The organism is Micromonospora taraxaci (genome assembly GCF_007830095.1).
GTDB lineage: Bacteria > Actinomycetota > Actinomycetes > Mycobacteriales > Micromonosporaceae > Micromonospora > Micromonospora taraxaci.
Genome location: NZ_VIWZ01000001.1, coordinates 3,986,810 through 4,005,418 on the forward strand (window position 1 = coordinate 3,986,810; position 18,609 = coordinate 4,005,418).

The window sequence follows — 18,609 nt, forward strand, 5'->3', positions numbered from 1 at the left end:
ACCGGGGCTAACGGCCCGCGGGTTGACCCGCGGGCGGCTGCCCGAAGACATTCTGGTCGATCCAGTCGGCGCCACCCTGCACCGCCTGGTCGATCTGGTCACCGACCTGCTCGCCGCCGGGGATGGACAGCCCGCTGGTGAACGCGACGGTCCCCCAGGTGACACCATGGACGACCGAGTTCGGCACGTTCCACGGAAGGTTGGTCGCCCAGTCCCGCGCGATCACCCGAGCGCCGTCGGCGACGCCGTGCGTCCGCAACGCGGAGGCCCGGTCGAGGACACCCATGTCGAACGGCGTACCGGACTTGCCCAACTTGTAGGTGCCCTTGGTGGGGTCGAAGATCTTGTGGAACCACTTGTCGGCCTTGCCCGCGGCGTGGCGCTTCTCGACGTACTTCCTGCCGGTGAGCAGCTTGTCCTGCATGGTGACCAGCTTGTCGAGGTGCGCCTGGAGCTTCCGCAGGGACAGCATGACCCGCTGGAGCAGGCGGATGACCTTCTGCAGGTGCGCCGCCAACGGGCGCAAGACCTTCAGCGCTCGGGTGACCACGATCAGGGCCCTGGTCACTGTCACGCCCACGCCGGCGACCCAGGACGCCCCCATGGTCACCGGCGCCATCAGGAGCGCCGTCACCAGCGTCACCAGCATCCAGTTCACGAACTCGACGCAGAGGTCCACGAGTACGTCGTGGACGGTCTGCAGACCGTCGGCGACGCTGCGCAGGTACTCCGCTGTCGCGGCGAACTGCTCGGCGACGTCGAGCATCTGCTGTTCGACCTCGGCCAGCCGCTTCCCGTACGCCACGCCGGAGGGTGAGAGCCACCCCGCCTGCGCGGACTCGCGGACCCCGCGGTGGCCCTGCGCCAGGTCGCGTACCTGCGTGGCCAGCGCGTCCCACTCGGCGGCCTTGGCGCGCAGGACGGCGGGCTCACCGTCGACCAGCTCGACGATCTGGATGAGCGGCCAGGCCAGCGTCCGGCAGACGCTGTTGACAGCGTCCTCCACTCCGGAGAGCGCGTTGTCGAGGCCGTTCCACAGCTGGACGGCGCTGCCGGCCGGCCCGCTCATCCGGGCAGCCCCGACTGGATGGCCTTGAACCCGGCGTCGAGGTCCCGCTCGTTCTGCTCGTACGCCTCGACCGTGTCGCCCAGCGCCGCGCCGACCCGACCGAACGCGGCGTGCGCGGCGCCGAACAACTCGCGGCCGCCGGCGACCTGCTCGGCGTACTTCGCGCGGAGCAGGTCACTGGCGAACGGCAGGTGGCCGAAGGCGTCCGCCGGCACGTCACCGGCCGAGACGATCTGAGCCTCCAGCGCGTCGAGCGAACTGGCGACCTGTTTCGCGGCTGTCTCCAGTCGACGGACCGCCTGCACGTCGACATCGATGTCCGGTGGCATGCCGTTCCTCCCCCATGAGTCGAGCGCACCGACGATACGATCTCCCGGCCGCCGGGCACCACCCGGTCGCACGATCCACTGGGGAGGGATCTCATGACGGACCCGACGTCCGCGTTCGACGCGCTGGCCGGGCGGATCGCCGACATCGAGCGCCGGTTCGCCGGGCTGGGCGACGACCTGGCCGAGCTGTCGGGCACGGCGACCGACGAGAGTGGCCTGGTCTCGGCGACCGTCGACGCCACCGGGGCCCTGACCGGCCTCACTCTCGCGCCCGCCGCGCTGCGCGCCGGCACCGAGGGCGTGGCGGAGCTGGTGCTCGACGCGTACCGGCGGGCCCGTGCGGCCGCCAGCGACCACGTCGACGAGCACACCGAGGGGTTGGACGGCGCGCTCGGCGCGAGCCTGGGCGACCTGTTCGGCACGCCGGGCGACTTCTCGGCCCTGGGCCGTCTGGAGGAGACCGTGGCCCGGCTCGGCCGGCTGGACGCCCGCCTGCCCGGCCCACCGGCGTGACGTCGCCGACCTGGCCGGAGATCGTCACGCGGCTGCGGGACACGATCGCCCGCTGCGACCGGGACACCGACCTGGAGCTCTCCGCCGGTCCGCGCGGCATCCTCCTGCTGGTGCGCCGCGAGGTGGTGCGGGTGGTCTGCCCCGGCCACGACGAGGCACGCCTGGCCGCACTCGGGTGGCACCGTCCGACCGGCGACGAGGGTTGGTGGTACGAGGTGCCGCGCACCCCGGAGCAGGTGGAGCGGGTGAGTGTGCTCGTGACCCGTACCGCCGCCGCGCTGTTGACCGACCGCCCGGATGCCCTCTCGTGTCGGGCGGTGCCGGCAGCCGCGCGCCCGGGCCCGCCGCCGCGACCGGCCGCCGCCCAGCCGGGTGCGACCGAGGCGACTGCGACCGAGGCGGCTGCGACCGGGCCGACTACGACCGGAGCGGCGGAGCCGGCGGTGGTGGCGGTACTCGGCGCGGCCGTCGACCGGCGTGACCTGCCCGGCTATCTCGGAGTGCTGGCCGGCACGACGGTGTGCGTGCCGCTGGCCGGGGAACCGGCGCCGGATGCCGAGTTCCCGTGGACAGTGGTCGGCGACGCGACCGGCGCGCCGCTGCTGCCGGTCTTCACCTCGCCGAGGGCGCTCGCCGCGTTCACCGGGGACGGGGTGCCGTTCATCGCGCTGCCCTGCGCCGACCTGTTCGAGGACTGGCCGGACCCTTCCTGGGGGCTGGCGGTCGACCCGGGCAGCACCCAGGCGGTCGCCCTGACCGCGCCGGCGCTGACGACCCTGCTGACGGCGAACGCTCCCGCAGGCTGAGTTCCGGGACGGCGGCGACGAACTCCACCGCCGATCATGGAGTTGTAGTGGGTGACGAACATGCCTCAACTAGGCAAATCCGGACACCACACCTCCATGATCGGCACGGCGATGTGGGGCCCGTTCACCGCGGGCGGGGGGTTTGGCGCGACGGGAGGGCACATCAGCGGCGTCGGTCACCCCCGAGGGGGTGGCAAATGGCCGCTGGGCTGGGCAGCATGGATGGCATGGACTACGAATACGCGCCGCTGCGGTTGCCGCCGAACGTCGACCGGTTGACCGCCGCGGCGCAGTTGGCGATCCAGGCGGAGTTCTCCGGATGGGAGTTGGCCCGGGTGCGGCTGTACCGCGACGGCACGCGGCAGGTGGTGCTGCGTCGTCGACTGGTCAACCAGCCGCAGCCGGGCCTGTCGTACTGAACGGGCCGTGACGGCCCGGGGCCCGCCGGGGCCCCGGGCGTCACCTAGTGCTGGTGCCCGGCGTGGTCGTGATCGTCGTCGAGCTCCAGGAACGGGTGCTCGTCGAGCCGGCCGACAAGCCGGTCGTCGGCCGCCGGTTGGAACGGGCCGACCGCGTCGTCGTCATCGAACGACTCCAGGTCGACGGGGGTGCCCACCTCGCTGACCATGACCACCCCGTCGAGCGGTTCCAGCTCCGGGACGTCCAGCGCGCCGAGCGAGCCGTCACCGCTCTGCAGCAGCTCCAGCACCGCCTCGCCGACGCCCTCCACCGGTGCCGGCTCGTCGTCCTCCGGGGTGCCCTCGCGCCGGGCCGCCTCGGCCACGCGCAGCAGCGCGGCCACGCTCGGCACCCGGTAGTCACGGCGCTGGCGCACCGAGATCACCCTCGGGTGCGGGTCGCTGGCCTCGGCACCGTCGGCGCCGCCGAAACGCTCGTCGGCCTCGTCCGGGTCGATCGAGTCGACATCCCACGGCGTCACCTCGCCGAAGGCGTCGAGCAGCCGCTCGTCGTATGCGAAGGAGGCGTTGTTCAACGCCACGTACGCCTGCCAGACGTCGTCGTCGTCGACGCGGCCCTGGGCGGCGCGTACAGCGGCCAGGTGGTGGCGGGCCGCTTCGATCACGCGCTCGAGAGCGGCGTCCAGCTCACCGTGCTGGTCGGTCATGTGGGGCAGTCCCTTCGGATGGGGAGGTCGCGCGCCGACGGCAAGTGCCGGACACGGCTAGCAGGTGCGCAGGAACCGGTCGAGCACCCGCACGCCGAACTGTAGTCCGTCGACCGGAACGCGCTCGTCGATGCCGTGGAACAGCGCCGAGAAGTTCAGGTCGGCGGGCAGCTTGAGCGGGGCGAACCCGAAGCAGCGGATGCCGAGCTGGGAGAACGCCTTGGCGTCGGTGCCGCCGGAGAGCATGTACGGAACCGGCCGCGCCCCCGGGTCCTCGGCGCGCAGGGCGGCCGACATGGCCTCGACCAGGTCACCGTCGAAGGTGGTCTCCAGCGCCGGCTGCCGCTGGATGTACTCGATCGCGATGTCCGGGCCGACCAGTTCGCGCAGCTGTCGCTCCAGCAGCTCGGACTGGCCGGGCAGGCTGCGGCAGTCGATGGTGGCGGTGGCGCGGCCGGGGATGACGTTGTCCTTGTAGCCGGCGCTCAACCGGGTCGGGTTGGCGGTGTTGCGGATGGTCGCGCCGATCAGGTTGGCGATCGGGCCGAGCTTGGCGATGGCCGTCTCCGGGTCCTCCGGGTCCAACTCGATGCCGAGCAGGTCGGAGACCTCGGTCAGGAACGCCCGTACGGTGTCGGTCACCACCACCGGGAAGCGGTGCCGGCCGATCCGGGCGACCGCCTCGGCGAGCGCGGTGACCGCGTTGTCGTCGTGCACCATCGAGCCGTGCCCGGGGCGGCCCTTGGCGTGCAGTCGCAGCCAGTCGATGCCCTTCTCGGCGGTCTCGATCAGGTAGAGGCGCTGGCTGTCGTTGACCGAGTAGGAGAAGCCGCCGACCTCGCCGATCGCCTCGGTGCAGCCGTCGAAGAGGCCCCGGTGGTTGTCCACCAGGAAACGGGCGCCGTAGTCGCTGCCCGCCTCCTCGTCGGCGGTGTACGCGAGAACGATGTCGCGCGGCGGTCGTACGCCAGTGCGCTGCCAGTGCCGCACGACGGCCAGGACCATCGCGTCGAAGTCCTTCATGTCGATGGCGCCGCGACCCCACAGGTAGCCGTCGCGCAGCTCGCCGGAGAGCGGGTGCACCGACCACTCGTCGGCGTCGGCGGGCACCACGTCCAGGTGGCCGTGCACCAGCAGCGCGCCCCGGCTCGGGTCGGTGCCCGGGATGCGGGCCACCACGTTCGCCCGACCCGGCGCGGACTCGTGCAGGACGGACTCCACGCCCACCTCGGCGAGCTTCTCCGCCACGTACTCGGCCGCGCGGCGCTCACCGACGCTGGTGTCGTTGTCCCCGGTGTTGGTGGTGTCGATGCGCAGCAGGTCGCGGCAGAGGTCGACGACCTCTGCGGTGGGGTCGATTCGGGGGGAGGCGGCGTCGCTCGTCATCGCCTCTTCATACCAGCCCGAGGTGTCCGACGGACCGGCGCACCGGCGTGGCCGGGCCGGCGCGCCGACGCGCGCGGGTCGACACATCGACGTGTCGGTTTCGCCGTGACCGCGTTCGGGTACCGCCGCCCACGACCGAACGTCCCCTGCCGGAGCTTCCGCCCGCCAGTCGAGGAGGGCATCATGTCCGCCGTTCCCCTGCCGCCGCTGCCGCCCACGCCCGCACCCGAGGAGGGCTACCGGCCCGCCGGTCGCAGCATCGCCGACATCGTCGACCGGGAGCATCAGCAACTGCTGTCGCTGGTGGAGCAGTTGACCGGCCCGGAGGCCACACCGCAGGAGGCGCTGGCGGTGCTCACCGCCGCGTTGTCGCGGCACCTGTCCGCCGAGGAGCAGTACCTGCTGCCGGCGGTACGCGCGGCGCTGCCGACCGCCGGTGAGCGGGTGGACGCCGAGATCACCGCCGACGCCGGCCTGCTCAACGCCCTGAAGGGCCTGACGGACGAGGCGCTGACCGACGTCGCCGGGCGGGTTCGCCAGCACGTGGAGGGTGTCGGCGCGCTCGTCACCGAGCTGCGGGCGGTCGCGACCGAGGAGGAGCTGATCCGCCTGGGCAACCGGTTGGAGATCGCCGAGGAGGCCGCGCCGACCCGCCCCCACCCGAGCACCCCGGCCACCCCTCCGTGGAACCGGATCGTGGAGCCGGCGGTCGGTGTGGTGGACAAGGTCCTCGACGCGGTGACCCGGCGACCGACCTACCTGGCGGACCTGCCGGAGCCACCTCGCGACTGAGCGCGGACCCCGTCCGGCAATGCATTCATTATCACCGATCCGCTCGGGCTATTCCGCAGGCTGACGCGTAGTCCTACCGTCACCCTATGAACCTGGAGCTGCGTCACCTGCGGGTGGTCTGCGCGATCGCGGAGACGGGGAGTGTGACGAAGGCGGCGTCGGCGCTCGGCCTGGCCCAGCCAGCCCTCACCGCCCAGCTCCAACGCATCGAGCGGACCCTGGGCGGCCCGCTGTTCGACCGGGACCGGCGCGGTGCCCGACCCACCGCACTGGGCGAGCTGGTGCTGGCCCGCGCCCGGGTCCTGCTGCCGGCGATGAAGGGGTTGCAGGACGAGGCGGCCCGGTTGGCCGGGGCCGGCGGCGCCCCCACCTGCTACCGGTTCGGTGGGGTGAACAGCCCGATCCTGGGTCGGTTGGTCCACCGGTTGGCCGCCGAGCAGCCTCCGGCCCAGATCACCACGTTCGCGTCCTGGTCGGTGGACGAGTTGGCGCAGTTGGTGGCCGGCGGCCGGCTGGACTTCGCGCTCACCGGTGTGTGCGGTGACGCCAGCCCGTCCGCCGGTTTCGGGTTGAGCTGGCAGGAGGTGGCCATCGACCCGGTGCTGGTGCTGCTGCCGGAGACGCACCCCCTCGCCGCCCACGACGAGGTGCGCCTGGCGGACCTGCGCCACGAGCAGTGGGTGGCCGCGCCGGGTGACGGCTGCTTCGGCGACTGCTTCGCCGCCGCGTGCGCCCGTGCCGGTTTCACCCCCCGCAAGGTGTACGAGACCGACATCCGCGGCTGCATCGACCTGGTGGACGCGGGTGTGGCGGTGGCGTTGTGCCAGGCGACGTTCCGCCCGGTGGCCGGGTTGGTGACCCGTCGGCTCGCCGGGACACCGCTGCGCTGGCGGCTCCTGCTCGGCTGGCACCCGGACTCCCCCGCCGCCCAGGGCGCCGACCTGGTGGTGGAGACGGCCAAGGCGGCGTACGTCGACTCGTTGGCGCCGCATCCCGCGTACCTGGCCTGGCTGCTGAGCAACCCCGGGTTCGGGGTGCGGCAGCCCAGCGGGATCCGACCGGTCTGAGCGCGAGGTGGGGTGCGAACCGCCGTTGGCCGGGTATCTGGCGGACATGACGGACCTCTACCCGCCCGCCGACGACCGCGAACTGCTGCGCCAGGCGGCCGCTGCGCACACCGCCGCCACCCGCGACGTGGAGGCGTTCCTGCGCCGCCTGCCGACGGTGCCCGACCCGGCCGACGTCACCGAGTACGCGAACCTGCTCACCCGGGAGGACCAGACCCGCGGTGACCGGGACGCGGCGGCCGACGCCGCCGGACTGACCATCGCCAGCCTGGAGCCCGACAAGGGCCAGTAGCGGCGCGCGTCGACGGTGCCGTCCCGGAGCGGGGCGGCACCGTCGACTGGCGCGGTCAGCGTTCGACGAGCGGGTCGTGTCCCAGGTCGAGCAGCGAGTGCCGCCAGTCGTCGTCGGCGTTGCCGCGCGACGGCTTGGCGTCCATCAGCTCGCGGATCCGCTCGACCGCCTCCCGCATGACCTCGATGTCCTCCGGGGTGAGGTCGACCTTGCGCTTGTTCAACACCTTGAGGATCTCCCGGCCCGGCTGCGGCAGGTCGAGGTTCGGGTTCGGGCTGAACGACTCCTCCCCGGAGCCCCGGGTCAACAACCAGGTCCGTAGCTGCTCCGAGGGGACGTTCACCTCGGCGTGGAAGTCCTCCCAGAGCACTTCCACCTCGGGGTCGAGCCGCGCTTCGCGTACCATCAGGTCTCCTCTCGCCTGCGGTGCCCGGACGTCTCCGGGTCGTCCTCCTGGTCGGTCTTCGGATGCAGGCCCTCGGCGGGCACCCGCGTTCGGCGGGGGTTCGCGGTGGGCGGCGCCAGGATCGGGTCGGGATGGTCGTCCTCGTCCCGGGGTTTCGCGGGCTCGTGTGGGTCCTCGTTCTCGTCTCGTCGTGCCGGCCCGCTCATCGTGGGTGTGTGGTCGTGGCGGGGGTGTACCCGCGCTCGCCGGCGCTCACGTCGAAGGTGAGCGCGCCGTCGCGGACGTCCACCGTGACCTTCTGCCCCGGGGAGATCGCCGACTCCAGCAGCATTCGGGACAGGTGGTTGTCCACCTCCCGCTGGATCACCCGGCGCAGCGGGCGGGCACCGAACTCCGGCTGGTAGCCGTGTTCGGCGAGCCAGTCGATGCCGGCGGTGGTGAACTCCACCTGGAGGTCCTGGGCGTGCATGCGGCGGCGGGTCTCCTCCAGCAGCAGCGCGGTGATGTCGCGCAACTGCTCGGCCTCCAGCCGGCGGAAGATGATGACCTCGTCGATGCGGTTGAGGAACTCCGGGCGGAAGTTCTCCTGCAGGCGACGCATCAGCCGCTCGCGCAGCTCGTCGTTCTCCTGCTCGCTGCCGACGGCGCCGGCGCCGAAGCCGACCGCGCGCTGGGCGCCGGTGATCAGCTCCGAACCGAGGTTGCTCGTCATGATCAGTACGGTGTTCTTGAAGTTCACGGTGCGACCCTGGCTGTCGGTCAGACGCCCGTCGTCGAGCACCTGGAGCAGGATGTTGAACACGTCCGGGTGGGCCTTCTCGATCTCGTCGAGCAGCACCACCGCGTACGGGCGGCGGCGGACCGCCTCGGTGAGCTGGCCGGCCTCCTCGTAGCCGACGTACCCGGGTGGGGCGCCGACCAGCCGGCTGACAGTGTGCCGCTCCTGGAACTCGCTCATGTCCACCCGGACCATCCGGTCCGCCTCACCGAACAACGCCTCGGCCAGGGCACGGGCCAACTCGGTCTTGCCCACGCCGGTCGGGCCGAGGAACAGGAAGCTGCCCATCGGCCGGTCCGGGTCGGCCAGCCCGGCCCGGGAGCGGCGGACGGCCTCGGCGACAGCGGTGACGGCGTCGTCCTGGCCGACCACCTTCTGGTGCAGGTGCCCCTCCAGGCGCAGCAGCCGGTCCCGTTCCTCCTCGGTGAGTTGGCTGACCGGGATGCCGGTGGCCCGGGACACCACCTCGGCGATCTCCTTCGGACTCACCTCGGGCACCTGCGATGAGGACATCCCGTCCTCGCCGTTGGCCCGGCGGATCTCCTGTTCCAGTTCGGAGATCCGGTCGCGCAGCGCGGAGGCCCGCTCGTACTGCTCGTCGGTGACGGCCTGCTCTTTGTCCCGGCGTACCTCGTCGAGTTCCTGCTCCAGCTCCCGCACGTCGGAGGCCGGGGTCCGGGTGCGCAGCCGCACCCGTGCGCCGGCCTGGTCGATGAGGTCGATGGCCTTGTCCGGCAGGAACCGGTCGGTGACGTACCGGTCGGACAGCTCGGCGGCGGCGACCAGCGCCTCGTCGGTGAAGCGCACCTGGTGGTGGGCCTCGTACCGGTCGCGCAGACCGCGCAGGATGGCGATGGTGTCGTCGACGCTGGGCTCGGGCACCAGGACCGGCTGGAAACGCCGGGCCAGCGCGGCGTCCTTCTCGATGCTCTTGCGGTACTCGTCCAGCGTCGTCGCGCCGATCACCCGCAGTTCGCCGCGCGCGAGGGCGGGTTTGAGCATGTTGGACGCGTCCATCCCGCCCTCGCTGCCGGCGCCACCCGCGCCGACCAGGGTGTGGATCTCGTCCAGGAAGATGATCAGCTCGTCGCGGTGCGCCCGGATCTCGTCGATGACCTTCTTCAGCCGCTCCTCGAAGTCGCCCCGGTAGCGGGTGCCGGCGACCAGGCCGGCGAGGTCGAGTTGGACGACCCGCTTGCCGAGCAGGGTCTGCGGGACGTCGCCGTCGCAGATCCGTTCGGCCAGCCCTTCGACGATGGCGGTCTTGCCGACTCCGGCCTCACCGATCAGCACCGGGTTGTTCTTGGTACGCCGGGACAGGATCTCCACGGCCTGCTCGATCTCGTCGGCCCGTCCGATCACCGGGTCGATCTGGTCGTTGCGGGCCAGGTCGGTGAGGTCCTGCCCGTACTGGTCCAGGGTGGGGGTGCCACGGTCCGGCTTCGGGCCGGTCATCGGCCCGCGCTCGGCGTTGGCGGCCTGCAACGACTCGGGTTGGATCCGGCCGGCGGCCAGCATCCGTCCGGCCGGCGACTCCGGGTTGAGGGGCAGCGCCATCAGGATGTGTTCCGGGCCGATGTAGTTGGCGCCCATCGCCCGGGACAGTTGGTGGGCGTCGAGCAGCGCCCGCTTTGCGGCCGGCGTCAGCGACAGGTTGGGTGGCACCTCCCCGCGCGGCGCGCCGTCACCCTTGCCACCGAGGGCGTTGAGCAGGGTGTCCGGGTCGGCGCCGGCGCGGCGTACCAGGTCACGGAGGGGTTCGCGTTGCAGCGCCGCCCAGAGCAGGTGGTCGGTGTCCAGGTCGCTGCTCTGGCGTTGGGCGGCCCGCCGGGCCGCGTCGGCCAGCATCTCCCGGGCGTCGGCCGTCATCAGTCGGGTGATGTCGACCCGGTGCGGTGGCCGGCGTCCCCCCTCGCCCCGGCCGAAGTACCGGGCCAGGAATTCGTCCCACGGGTCGGAGCCGATGTCACCGGGTCCCATCATGTCTGTCCTCCGCAGTCGGGCGCGGCACGGTCGGCAGGGGCTACCCGACGCGAGCCCCGACAAACGCCGCAGGCGGTGGCGCACCGGCGTCCCGGGTGTGGCGTCCGGCCAGTGCCGGCCGGTGATGGCAGGCTGGTGGGATGAACGAGACACCGCTGTTGATCGTGGACGGCGCCAACGTGGTGGGCTCCCGCCCGAACGGGTGGTGGCGCGACCGCGCCGGCGCGGCGGCACGGTTGCGCGACTCGCTCGCCCCGGTGGCGACAGTCGGGTTGCCGGCGCGTCTGCCCGCCCCGGTGGAGGTGGTGCTGGTGGTCGAGGGGGCCGCGCGGGACGTGCCGGGCACCGAGGGCGTCCGGGTAGTCTCCGCCGCCGGGTCCGGCGACGACACGGTTGTCGAGCTGGTGGCCGACGCGCCGCAGCGCCGTCGGCTGGTGGTCACCGCCGACCGGGAGTTGCGCGGGCGGGTGACAGCGCTCGGCGCCGAGGTGTACGGGCCGCGCTGGCTACGCGAGACACCGACCAACAACTGAGAAGTTCTCGCACTGGGACTCCCACAGAACGGACTCCCGGCACTTCCGGGTGCCTTCCGGACAGGCGGGCAGGAACACCGACAGGGCGGATGTTCTTTCGGAACCGCCGATAGGCTCTAATGGAGATCTCCCCGCCCCCAGGAGGTTCCGCCGTGGCGAGCGTCGCCGAGTTGAAGGCTGCCATCGATGTCGCCCTCCAACAGATCGGGGACGGGCAGACAGCCGTGCAGGCGGCCGGCGAGAAACTGACCGAGGCGCAGCAGACCCTCGCCGGCGCCCTGGAGGGCAGCGGGCATGAGACTGTGGAAGCGGCCCAGGCGTCGCTGACACAGGCCAGCCAGGAGCTGGAGGAGTGTCTCGCCGCGACACTTGTCGCGGTGGAGCAGGCGCAGCTCTACGTCGCCACCCTGTAGGCCGTCATGTCCATCATCGAGGACGTCGGTGGGCAGGTCCGTGCCGCCACCGAGGAGTTCCCGCTGGCCCTGCTCGGGCAGGCGCTGGAGAAGTTCGGCCTGGCCGCGGAGCGACTCCGCTGGGTCCGTCAGGAGTCCGCCAACCCGATGGGAGTGCCGGAGCTGAGCGCCGCCACCGAGCACGCCGAGAGCGCCGGCTACGCGCTGCGGGTGGCCCAGGAGCAGCTGTCGGCGTACCTAACCGCGATCGGTCTCGCCGGGGACGGCGGCCCGGCGCCCCGCCCCGAGCAACGCGCGCCTCGACACGACACGCCGCCTGAGGCCGGGCCCACCGCCGTGCCGCCGGAGCCGGCCGAGCAGGTCCGGATGCGCCGCTGGTGGTCGGTGCGGGTGGCCGAGCTGACCGGCGGTCGGGCCGGCGCCGACGACGAACCCGACGAGCAGCTGGGTGACTCCCAGGAGTTGCTGCGCCGAGTGGTGGGCGGCGTCCGCTCCGGCGACCGGGACCGGCTGCGCAAGGAGTTGCGCCGAGCCCCGGCCGACGTCGGCCTGGGCATGGCGGCGCTGGCACCACCGCTGCTGCGGGAACTGGCCGGTGAGCTGCTCGGGCACCCGCCCCGCGCCGCCGACCTCGGGCGGCTGCGTGGCGAACTGGACGGACGCGTCCGCGACCTGCTGCCCGGGCTGCCACCCCCGGTGCTGGAGACCCTGCTCACCCGGGTCTGCCGGATGCCGCCACCGCGTGCCTCCGGGGAGCCACCGCACGCCGCCGACTCCGCGGTCACCGCCGGTGTGGCGACCGGGCTGCTGCTCGCCCGTCTCGGTCGGGACCTCCCCTCGGGTGGCGGGCAGCCTGCGGGCGCGGGCCGATCGGCGGATGCGGGCCGGTCGACGGGTACGGCCCGACCGGCCGACGCACGGCAGCCGGCGGGTTCCGGCCGACCGGCGGCGGGGCGCTCGGGTGGTGTGGGTGCCCGCCCCGCCGGTGTCGCCGCGCGGCCGGGCACCACCGGTGGGCAGCCCTCCGGTGGGCTGCCGCCCCGCTCGGGAAGCCCCTGGCGGGACGCGCCGGTCCGACGGGGCTCCGATGCCTGACCGGCGCGGTCAGTTGGCCAGCCTGGTCCGGGACACCCTCGCCGAGGCGCTGGGCGCCACCCGTACCCGCCTGTCCGCCGCCCAGGCCGAGTTGACCGCCGGGCGGGAACGGCTGACCCGGGTCCAGCGGGCGGCGGCGGCCGTGCCGGCGCGGGTGGGCGCCCAACGGGACCGCCGGGTCACCGAGATCGACGCCCGCTACGCCACCCGGATCGCCGAGCTGGCCCGACGCGCCGCCGACGCCGCCCGTCAGGAGGCCCCGGGCTGCGCGGGGGCCGACTGGGCGGGGTGGACGCCGACGCCGACCCGGCGGGCGGAACCACCCGGCGCGCTGCGGGTCGGCACGGTCCATCTCGACGGCGTCGAGCCGGTGCCCGCGCTGGTGCCGCTGCTCGACGCCGGGCACGTCCACCTCTCCGGCGACGACCGCGCCGGCTGCGACGCGGTGGTGTCCGCGTTGCTGCTGCGGGCCGCCGGCCGCGCCGACCCGGGGGCGGTACGACTGATCGGGTACGACCCGGAGCAGCTCGGCGGCGGTCTGGCCGGGTTCTCCCCGCTGGGCACGGCGGGGCTGCTCACCTTCGTCGGCCCCGGCGGGTTGGGCCCTCTGCTGGACGACCTGGTGGAGCAGATCCGCCGGATCAACGAGACGGTGCTCGCCGGCGAGTACGCCTCCCTTCGCGAACTGGCCGCGGCGACCGGTCGTCGACCCGAGCCGTGGCGGGTGGCGGTGCTGCTCGGTGGTGACGACCTGAACCGGCACGAGCGCGGGCAGTTGGACCGGGTGGTACGAGCCGGCGCCGCCTGCGGGGTGCACCTCGTGGTGCACGGTGTGCCGTTGCCGGAGGATCCGACGGTGACCCGGGTGGTGGCCGAGGTTTCCGGCGCGCGGATCGGCGGGTCGGCCGGGTTGCCGGTGCGGCTCGACCCGCCGCCGCCGGCGTCGCTGGTCACCGAGACCTGCCGGGAGATCGCCGCCCGGGTGAACGCCGGCCCACCGCCGACCCCGTTCACGGACCTGCTGCCCCCGCCGGATCTGATGTGGCGGGAGAGTTCCGCCGACGGGCTGACCGCGCCAATCGGCGAGGGAGCACAGGGCCGGCCGGTACGCCTCACCCTGGGCGACTATCCACCGCACGCGCTGATCGGCGGGCCGTCCGGCACCGGCAAGACCAACCTGATCTTCGCGTGGATCGGCGCGCTCGCCGCCCGCTACTCCCCCGCCGAGCTGGAGTTCTACCTGTTGGACTTCAAGGAGGGGGTGTCCTTCGCGCGGTTCGCGCAGGGCCGGCGTGACCCGAGCTGGTTGCCGCACATGCGCCTGGTCGGCATCAACGTCAACACCGACCGGGAGTTCGGGTTGGCGCTGCTGCGGTTCCTCACCGAGGAGCTGCGCCGACGTGCCGACGCGGCCAAGAAGCACGAGGTGACCAAGCTGGCCGAGCTACGGGCCGTCGACCCGACCGGGCACTGGCCCCGGATCGTGGCGGTGGTCGACGAGTTCCAGATGCTGCTGGCCGGCCGGGACGTCGTGGCCCGGGAGGCGGCCGACCTGCTGGAGGACCTGGCCCGGCGCGGCCGGTCGCAGGGCATCCACCTGGTGCTCGCCTCGCAGGACGTACGGGGCATCGAGGCGTTGTGGGGCCGCCCGGCGCTGGTCGCCCAGTTCACCCTGCGCATCGCGCTGCCCAAGGCGCTGCGGATCCTCGCCGAGCGCAACGACGCGGCACAGTCGTTGCCCCGCTGGCACGCGGTGGTCAACGCCGAGTCGGGCATGGTGGAGGGCAACGAGGTCGCCCGGATCCCGTCGGCCAGCGACTGGGAGACGTGGAGCGGGTTGCAGCACCGGCTGTGGCGGATGCGCCCGGCCGACGCCGCGCCGGCCCGGCTCTTCGACGGCGACGCGATCCCCCGGCTGGCGGACGCCCCGGACTTCCGGGCGCTGACCGCGCCCCCGGACGGCACAGCGCCTCGTAACCCGGTGGCCCTGGTCGGCGAGATCATCGACGTGCAGTCCCGCTCGGCGGCACTGCGGCTACCGCGCGCGCCGGGGCGTAACCTCGCGGTTCTCGGCACCCGGGTGGACGAGGCGTGCGCCGTGCTGGACGCCGCGGCTCGGTCACTGGCCCGCCAACACCCGCCGGGCACCGCCCGGTTCTCCATCGCCTGCCTCGACCCGGACGCCGACCCGATCGCCCGGGCGCTCTACGACGACCTGGCCGACGACGCCGCCTGGTACGACGAGGAGACCGTCGGCGAGCTGATGGCCGAGACGGCCGCCGGGTTGACCGGTCCGGGGAGCCCGCACTACCTGCTGCTGTTCGCTGTCGACGCGGCAGCCGGCGCGCTGGCCGCCCGTGCGGGCGGACGCACGGGGCTGGAGCAGCTACGCCGGATCCTGCACGACGGGCCGGAACGACGCACCCACGTGCTGGCCTGGTGGCGGGGAGTGGCCCGGATGCGCGCCGACCTCGGCGGGCCCGCCGCGCGTACCGACCAGATCGGCGCCTGGGTGGCTCTGGACACCCACGGCGGGGAGCTGGGGGCCTCGCTCTACCCGGGCACCGGCGGCCCGGACTGGTATCCCCGGCCCTGGCGGGGCCTCTTCTTCGACCGGGCGGTCCACCGCACCGGACAGGTGATCATCCCGTATGGACCGTCGCGATGAACCAACCAGTGACCAGTGAGACGTACACGGCGCAGCTGCGGCGGTTGGCCGAGCTGACCGCGCGGGTGGCCGAGCAGCGCGCCGAGGCGCACACCTGGTACGAGCGGCAGTGCGAGGCAGCCGATCGGGCCGTCGCCGAGGCCGCCGCGCAGCTCCAAGACGCCGAGATGGAGTTGGTTGCCGCGCGTGAGCAGCAGGAACGGGTCGACGCCGAGGTGGCCCACCTGTGGCAGCAGGCCCGGTCGCGCCTCGGCGTCCGCCGCCTCGGAGGCCCGCCCGCCCCCGCGAACGGCGTCGCGGCCACCGACCCCGTGCCGATGCTCGCGAAGGTCCGGGACCTGCTCGACCGGGCTGGTCAGCCGGGCGAGCTGCCAAGCTCGGTCAATCCGCTGCTGGTGCTCTGCGGTGTGGCGGGCGCCGTACTGGCGTACGGGCTGGGGGCCGGCGCGCGGGCGTTGGGCGTCGGGTACGGCGGCGACCTAGCGGTCGGAATGCCGGTGCTGGCGCTGGTGGTGACCCTGCTCGGCCCGTTGATCGGTCTCGCGCCGGCACGGATGCTGGCCGACCGCCGGCACGCGATGCTCGGCCCACGACCGATCATCGTGGTCCTCGGCGCCGGGGTGATCACGACGGTGCTGCTGCTCACGCTCGGCCGCTGAGCGATCGGTCCACTATGGCTGTCGAGAAGCTGACCCCCGGCACGGCCACGAGCAGAGCGCGATCTTCGCTACGGTACGTGCGATGGTCAGCGTCTTCCTGAGTTACCACGCCGGCGACGACACCGGTGTCGGGCGTCTGCTCGACGACATGCTGACCGCTCGGTTCGGCCTCGAGAGGGTCGTGCGCGACGAACAGAGCGCGACCCTGTCCACCACCGAGCTGCGGCGTCGCCTGGCAGCCTCGGCGGCGCTGGTCGCCGTGCTCGATCCGGCCGCGCCGAAGGTGCTCCGCCAGACCTTCGCCATCGCCCTCACCACGTCGGTTCCGGTCGTCGCGGTGCTGGTGGACGATGCTCACCTGGCACCGAACGTCAGCGCGCAGCCCACGCTCAGCACACTGACGGTGCGGCGCTCCGAGGTCCGTACGGCCACCGCCCGTCGGACCATCCGCCGGCTGTGTGACCAACTCGCCAAGAGTCAGGGCTCCGAGGACCCGACAGTCGGGCCCACGATCCCGCTGATCCTCCGCACGGAACCCGTGCGACAGGTCACGTCGCCGGCCAGCCGCCATCCATCGGTGACGATCGTCTACTCGACGCACCAGGGTGGTCTGGAGGTCACCGACGCAGGCCGGCACCATTCGGGGCTCGCGGCCCGGTACGAGACGCGCTACGAGGTGGACACCAGCGTCCACCAACGGGTGTTCGGCCTTCGGCTGCCCGCGACCGGCGGCGCGGGCCACGTCGAGTCGTCCATCGCCGTTGACTTCTGGGTGACCGACGCGGTCCAGGTCGTCCAGGGCGCGGTCACGGATGCCGCGGTCCTGGTCCGTGAAATCCTACTGGGCGTCTGCCGACCGATCGCGTCGCGGTACACCGTCGATGAGGTGTCCCCGGCCGAGACAGCCCTCAACCGACAGCTCGCCTCCGACACGTTCACCCTGGACGGCGTCACCGTCCGGGTGAGACACGTATTGCTGTTCGTCCACGACCGCGCCGGAGTGGGCGAGCGAGCCGAGCAGCGGCGGCGGGAGAGGCTCCGCCGGACCGGTGTCCTCTGGGATGACGCGGACACACCCGACCCCCTGGTCCACTACCTGTCATCCAGGCGTGTCGCACGCGGTGTTCCGCTCTCCGACGAGTACGCCGGCGGATGGGCCGGTACGCCACCGCCGATCACCAGAGCGGAGGCCTCGCCACCGCCGATCACCGCACCGCAGACCTCACCACCGCCGAGCGTCACCCCGGCGCCGGCGCGACTGCTGGTGGCGCGTGCGCCCACCCGGGTCCCGGCGGGGCAGGACCTGAGCGTCGAGGTTCGGCTCGTCACCGAGGGACGACCGGTTCACCCGGGCGGGATGGTGGCACCGATGCCGAGGCTTCTCGTCGCGAACGGCGGCACGCCGGTCACAGTGACCGTGCACGCGCCCGCCGGTCTGCACGCTGACGGCCCACTTCAGCAGACCGTACTGGTCCTGCCCGACGACGATCCGGATCCGATCCGGTTCGGCTTCGGAGCGCGTACCACTGGTCTGCATCGCATCGACGTGACCGCATGGGCCGGCGGCACGTTCCTGGGTGAGGTGTCCGTCGAGGTCTCCGTCGCCGACGGTGGGTCGTTCCGCGACGGCCAACCGAAGACCCTGCCGATAGGTGCACCGCAGGCACGACCGGGCGAGGTCACGATGGAGGTCCGGTTCGACGGCAGCCGTTACACCTTCCAGCTGCGCTCCGATGCCGCGTTGTTCGCCCCGGTTGTCGAGTCGGTCACGAACACGCCGAACGCCGCGGTGGAGAACACCATCCGGGAGTTGCAGCAACTGGCCGGCGGCGGTTCGCGCTACAGCCCCGCGATGACCCGCGAGGTCATCCGGTCGGCGGGCATCCAACTGTGGTCGGAGCTGGTGCCGGCCGACGTACGGGACCAGTTCTGGGAAGTCGGCGCCGACATGAGCGCCTTCACGATCGCCACCGACCACGACGTGGTCCCGTGGGAACTGCTCTACCCGCTCAGCGCCCAACGGGACGAGGGCTTCCTCGTCGAGCAGGTCCCGGTGGTGCGCCGCACCTATGGTCAGCACCGGAACGCGAAGATCGGCCTGCGCAACCCGCGTTTCGTGGTGCCGCCGAAGGCTCCCACCGGTGCGTACGAGGAGGTCACCACCATCCGCGCGATCCTCGGCGCGGCCGACAGCGAGCCCATCACCAGGGCGGACGAACTCCTCGCGCTGATCAACTCCGGGGAGTTGGGAGCGACCCACTTCGCCTGCCACAACACGTTCTCCTCGGACGGCTCGTTCATCGACCTGGACGGTGGCCGGTTCAAGCCGGCCCTGCTCGCCGAGGCCAGCGTCCGGAAAGTGCTGACGGAGACCGGTCCCCTCGTGTTCATCAACGCGTGCCGGAGCGCGGGCGTGGCACCGACGTACACCAGGATGCTCGGCTGGGCGCAGCAGTTCATGTCGTCGGGCGCTGGTGCGTTCGTCGGCACGCTCTGGGCGGTGCGCTCGGACAGCTCGGCGCGCTTCGCGACGGAGTTCTACGAGTCCCTGGCCGGCGGCGCCACGCTCGGTGCGGCGGCCCTCGCCGCACGGGTCGGGCAGCAGGATGATCCACTCGACCCGACCTGGCTGGCCTACACGGTGTACGGCGACCCGTTCGCCACCGCCGCGGTCTGAGCGGTCGGCAACTCAAC

19 protein-coding genes are annotated in these 18,609 nt (G+C 72.8%); 12 read left to right on the top strand and 7 right to left on the bottom strand.

Going from position 1 to position 18,609, the window contains the following annotated elements; all coding sequences use genetic code 11:
- Positions 1 to 7 precede the first annotated feature (7 nt).
- Both FHU34_RS18385 and FHU34_RS18390 read right to left on the bottom strand, forming a co-directional pair.
- Positions 8 to 1,069: a WXG100 family type VII secretion target gene (locus FHU34_RS18385; RefSeq protein WP_145782120.1), complete on the bottom strand. Its 1,062-nt coding sequence runs from the start codon at positions 1,067 to 1,069 to the stop codon at positions 8 to 10.
- Positions 1,066 to 1,398: a hypothetical protein gene (locus tag FHU34_RS18390; RefSeq protein WP_145782122.1), complete on the bottom strand. Its 333-nt coding sequence runs from the start codon at positions 1,396 to 1,398 to the stop codon at positions 1,066 to 1,068. The genes FHU34_RS18385 and FHU34_RS18390 overlap by 4 nt, the downstream gene beginning before the upstream one ends.
- 93 nt (positions 1,399 to 1,491) lie before the next feature.
- Here FHU34_RS18390 and FHU34_RS18395 point away from each other — a divergent pair, with 93 nt between their 5' ends.
- From FHU34_RS18395 to FHU34_RS18405, 3 genes are all read left to right on the top strand, one after another.
- Positions 1,492 to 1,911 (top strand): YbaB/EbfC family nucleoid-associated protein, encoded by a 420-nt coding sequence (locus tag FHU34_RS18395; RefSeq protein ID WP_145782124.1) that lies wholly within the window; start codon positions 1,492 to 1,494, stop codon positions 1,909 to 1,911.
- Positions 1,908 to 2,717: an SseB family protein gene (locus FHU34_RS34060; protein WP_145782126.1), complete on the top strand. Its 810-nt coding sequence runs from the start codon at positions 1,908 to 1,910 to the stop codon at positions 2,715 to 2,717. Before FHU34_RS18395 ends, FHU34_RS34060 begins: the two co-directional genes overlap by 4 nt.
- Positions 2,718 to 2,944: 227 nt before the next feature.
- A complete protein-coding gene (locus FHU34_RS18405; RefSeq protein ID WP_088989720.1) occupies positions 2,945 to 3,136 on the top strand; it encodes a DUF5703 family protein in 192 nt (63 codons plus the stop codon).
- A 44-nt stretch (positions 3,137 to 3,180) separates the two neighbouring features.
- Here FHU34_RS18405 and FHU34_RS18410 read toward each other — a convergent pair whose 3' ends face one another.
- Positions 3,181 to 3,843 carry a hypothetical protein gene (locus tag FHU34_RS18410; RefSeq protein WP_145782128.1) on the bottom strand — a complete coding sequence of 221 codons (663 nt, stop codon included), beginning with the start codon at positions 3,841 to 3,843 and terminating at the stop codon, positions 3,181 to 3,183.
- A 57-nt stretch (positions 3,844 to 3,900) separates the two neighbouring features.
- Complete coding sequence (locus FHU34_RS18415; protein WP_145782130.1) at positions 3,901 to 5,229, bottom strand: M20/M25/M40 family metallo-hydrolase; 1,329 nt, start codon at positions 5,227 to 5,229, stop codon at positions 3,901 to 3,903.
- A gap of 183 nt (positions 5,230 to 5,412) precedes the next feature.
- Between FHU34_RS18415 and FHU34_RS18420 the strand changes: the two genes are divergently transcribed.
- The 3 genes from FHU34_RS18420 to FHU34_RS18430 all read left to right on the top strand — a co-directional run bounded on the left by FHU34_RS18420 (position 5,413) and on the right by FHU34_RS18430 (position 7,380).
- Positions 5,413 to 6,021, top strand: coding sequence for a hemerythrin domain-containing protein (locus tag FHU34_RS18420; protein WP_145782132.1), 609 nt, complete (start codon positions 5,413 to 5,415; stop codon positions 6,019 to 6,021).
- 86 nt (positions 6,022 to 6,107) lie between these two features.
- Entirely contained in the window at positions 6,108 to 7,088 is a 981-nt protein-coding gene (locus FHU34_RS18425) for a LysR family transcriptional regulator (protein WP_145782134.1), read from the top strand.
- 46 nt (positions 7,089 to 7,134) lie between these two features.
- On the top strand, positions 7,135 to 7,380 hold the full coding sequence (locus FHU34_RS18430) for a hypothetical protein (protein WP_145782136.1): 246 nt from the start codon (positions 7,135 to 7,137) through the stop codon (positions 7,378 to 7,380).
- Between the two features lie 55 nt (positions 7,381 to 7,435).
- Here FHU34_RS18430 and FHU34_RS18435 read toward each other — a convergent pair whose 3' ends face one another.
- From FHU34_RS18435 to FHU34_RS18445, 3 genes are read right to left on the bottom strand one after another with little or no spacing between them, the layout of a single operon-like run.
- A complete protein-coding gene (locus FHU34_RS18435; RefSeq protein ID WP_088989725.1) occupies positions 7,436 to 7,786 on the bottom strand; it encodes a DUF3140 domain-containing protein in 351 nt (116 codons plus the stop codon).
- Positions 7,786 to 7,992, bottom strand: a complete 207-nt coding sequence (locus tag FHU34_RS18440; RefSeq protein ID WP_145782138.1) for a hypothetical protein — start codon at positions 7,990 to 7,992, stop codon at positions 7,786 to 7,788. The genes FHU34_RS18435 and FHU34_RS18440 overlap by 1 nt, the downstream gene beginning before the upstream one ends.
- Positions 7,989 to 10,547 carry an ATP-dependent Clp protease ATP-binding subunit gene (locus FHU34_RS18445; RefSeq protein WP_145782139.1) on the bottom strand — a complete coding sequence of 853 codons (2,559 nt, stop codon included), beginning with the start codon at positions 10,545 to 10,547 and terminating at the stop codon, positions 7,989 to 7,991. Before FHU34_RS18445 ends, FHU34_RS18440 begins: the two co-directional genes overlap by 4 nt.
- A 140-nt stretch (positions 10,548 to 10,687) precedes the next feature.
- Here FHU34_RS18445 and FHU34_RS18450 point away from each other — a divergent pair, with 140 nt between their 5' ends.
- From FHU34_RS18450 to FHU34_RS18475, 6 genes are all read left to right on the top strand, one after another.
- Entirely contained in the window at positions 10,688 to 11,080 is a 393-nt protein-coding gene (locus FHU34_RS18450; RefSeq protein WP_145782143.1) for an NYN domain-containing protein, read from the top strand.
- 152 nt (positions 11,081 to 11,232) lie between these two features.
- Complete coding sequence (locus tag FHU34_RS18455; RefSeq protein WP_088989728.1) at positions 11,233 to 11,493, top strand: hypothetical protein; 261 nt, start codon at positions 11,233 to 11,235, stop codon at positions 11,491 to 11,493.
- 6 nt (positions 11,494 to 11,499) lie between these two features.
- Positions 11,500 to 12,588 carry a hypothetical protein gene (locus FHU34_RS18460; RefSeq protein WP_145782147.1) on the top strand — a complete coding sequence of 363 codons (1,089 nt, stop codon included), beginning with the start codon at positions 11,500 to 11,502 and terminating at the stop codon, positions 12,586 to 12,588.
- Positions 12,581 to 15,256: an FtsK/SpoIIIE domain-containing protein gene (locus FHU34_RS18465; protein WP_145782151.1), complete on the top strand. Its 2,676-nt coding sequence runs from the start codon at positions 12,581 to 12,583 to the stop codon at positions 15,254 to 15,256. Before FHU34_RS18460 ends, FHU34_RS18465 begins: the two co-directional genes overlap by 8 nt.
- Entirely contained in the window at positions 15,253 to 15,915 is a 663-nt protein-coding gene (locus FHU34_RS18470; RefSeq protein ID WP_145782156.1) for a hypothetical protein, read from the top strand. The genes FHU34_RS18465 and FHU34_RS18470 overlap by 4 nt, the downstream gene beginning before the upstream one ends.
- Positions 15,916 to 15,997: 82 nt before the next feature.
- Positions 15,998 to 18,592, top strand: a complete 2,595-nt coding sequence (locus tag FHU34_RS18475) for a CHAT domain-containing protein (protein WP_145782161.1) — start codon at positions 15,998 to 16,000, stop codon at positions 18,590 to 18,592.
- Positions 18,593 to 18,609: the final 17 nt, after the last annotated feature.

What these genes read in the sequence shown, in the direction of transcription:
- FHU34_RS18465 (WP_145782151.1), top strand. Translation starts at nt 12,581, where the DNA reads ATGCCTGACCGGCGCGGTCAGTTGGCCAGCCTGGTCCGGGACACCCTC.
- FHU34_RS18385 (WP_145782120.1), bottom strand. Translation starts at nt 1,069, where the DNA reads ATGAGCGGGCCGGCCGGCAGCGCCGTCCAGCTGTGGAACGGCCTCGAC.
- FHU34_RS18445 (WP_145782139.1), bottom strand. Translation starts at nt 10,547, where the DNA reads ATGATGGGACCCGGTGACATCGGCTCCGACCCGTGGGACGAATTCCTG.
- FHU34_RS18395 (WP_145782124.1), top strand. Translation starts at nt 1,492, where the DNA reads ATGACGGACCCGACGTCCGCGTTCGACGCGCTGGCCGGGCGGATCGCC.
- FHU34_RS18475 (WP_145782161.1), top strand. Translation starts at nt 15,998, where the DNA reads ATGGTCAGCGTCTTCCTGAGTTACCACGCCGGCGACGACACCGGTGTC.
- FHU34_RS18470 (WP_145782156.1), top strand. Translation starts at nt 15,253, where the DNA reads ATGAACCAACCAGTGACCAGTGAGACGTACACGGCGCAGCTGCGGCGG.
- FHU34_RS18425 (WP_145782134.1), top strand. Translation starts at nt 6,108, where the DNA reads ATGAACCTGGAGCTGCGTCACCTGCGGGTGGTCTGCGCGATCGCGGAG.
- FHU34_RS18450 (WP_145782143.1), top strand. Translation starts at nt 10,688, where the DNA reads ATGAACGAGACACCGCTGTTGATCGTGGACGGCGCCAACGTGGTGGGC.
- FHU34_RS18390 (WP_145782122.1), bottom strand. Translation starts at nt 1,398, where the DNA reads ATGCCACCGGACATCGATGTCGACGTGCAGGCGGTCCGTCGACTGGAG.
- FHU34_RS18410 (WP_145782128.1), bottom strand. Translation starts at nt 3,843, where the DNA reads ATGACCGACCAGCACGGTGAGCTGGACGCCGCTCTCGAGCGCGTGATC.
- FHU34_RS18405 (WP_088989720.1), top strand. Translation starts at nt 2,945, where the DNA reads ATGGACTACGAATACGCGCCGCTGCGGTTGCCGCCGAACGTCGACCGG.
- FHU34_RS18440 (WP_145782138.1), bottom strand. Translation starts at nt 7,992, where the DNA reads ATGAGCGGGCCGGCACGACGAGACGAGAACGAGGACCCACACGAGCCC.
- FHU34_RS18420 (WP_145782132.1), top strand. Translation starts at nt 5,413, where the DNA reads ATGTCCGCCGTTCCCCTGCCGCCGCTGCCGCCCACGCCCGCACCCGAG.
- FHU34_RS18460 (WP_145782147.1), top strand. Translation starts at nt 11,500, where the DNA reads ATGTCCATCATCGAGGACGTCGGTGGGCAGGTCCGTGCCGCCACCGAG.
- FHU34_RS18415 (WP_145782130.1), bottom strand. Translation starts at nt 5,229, where the DNA reads ATGACGAGCGACGCCGCCTCCCCCCGAATCGACCCCACCGCAGAGGTC.
- FHU34_RS18430 (WP_145782136.1), top strand. Translation starts at nt 7,135, where the DNA reads ATGACGGACCTCTACCCGCCCGCCGACGACCGCGAACTGCTGCGCCAG.
- FHU34_RS18435 (WP_088989725.1), bottom strand. Translation starts at nt 7,786, where the DNA reads ATGGTACGCGAAGCGCGGCTCGACCCCGAGGTGGAAGTGCTCTGGGAG.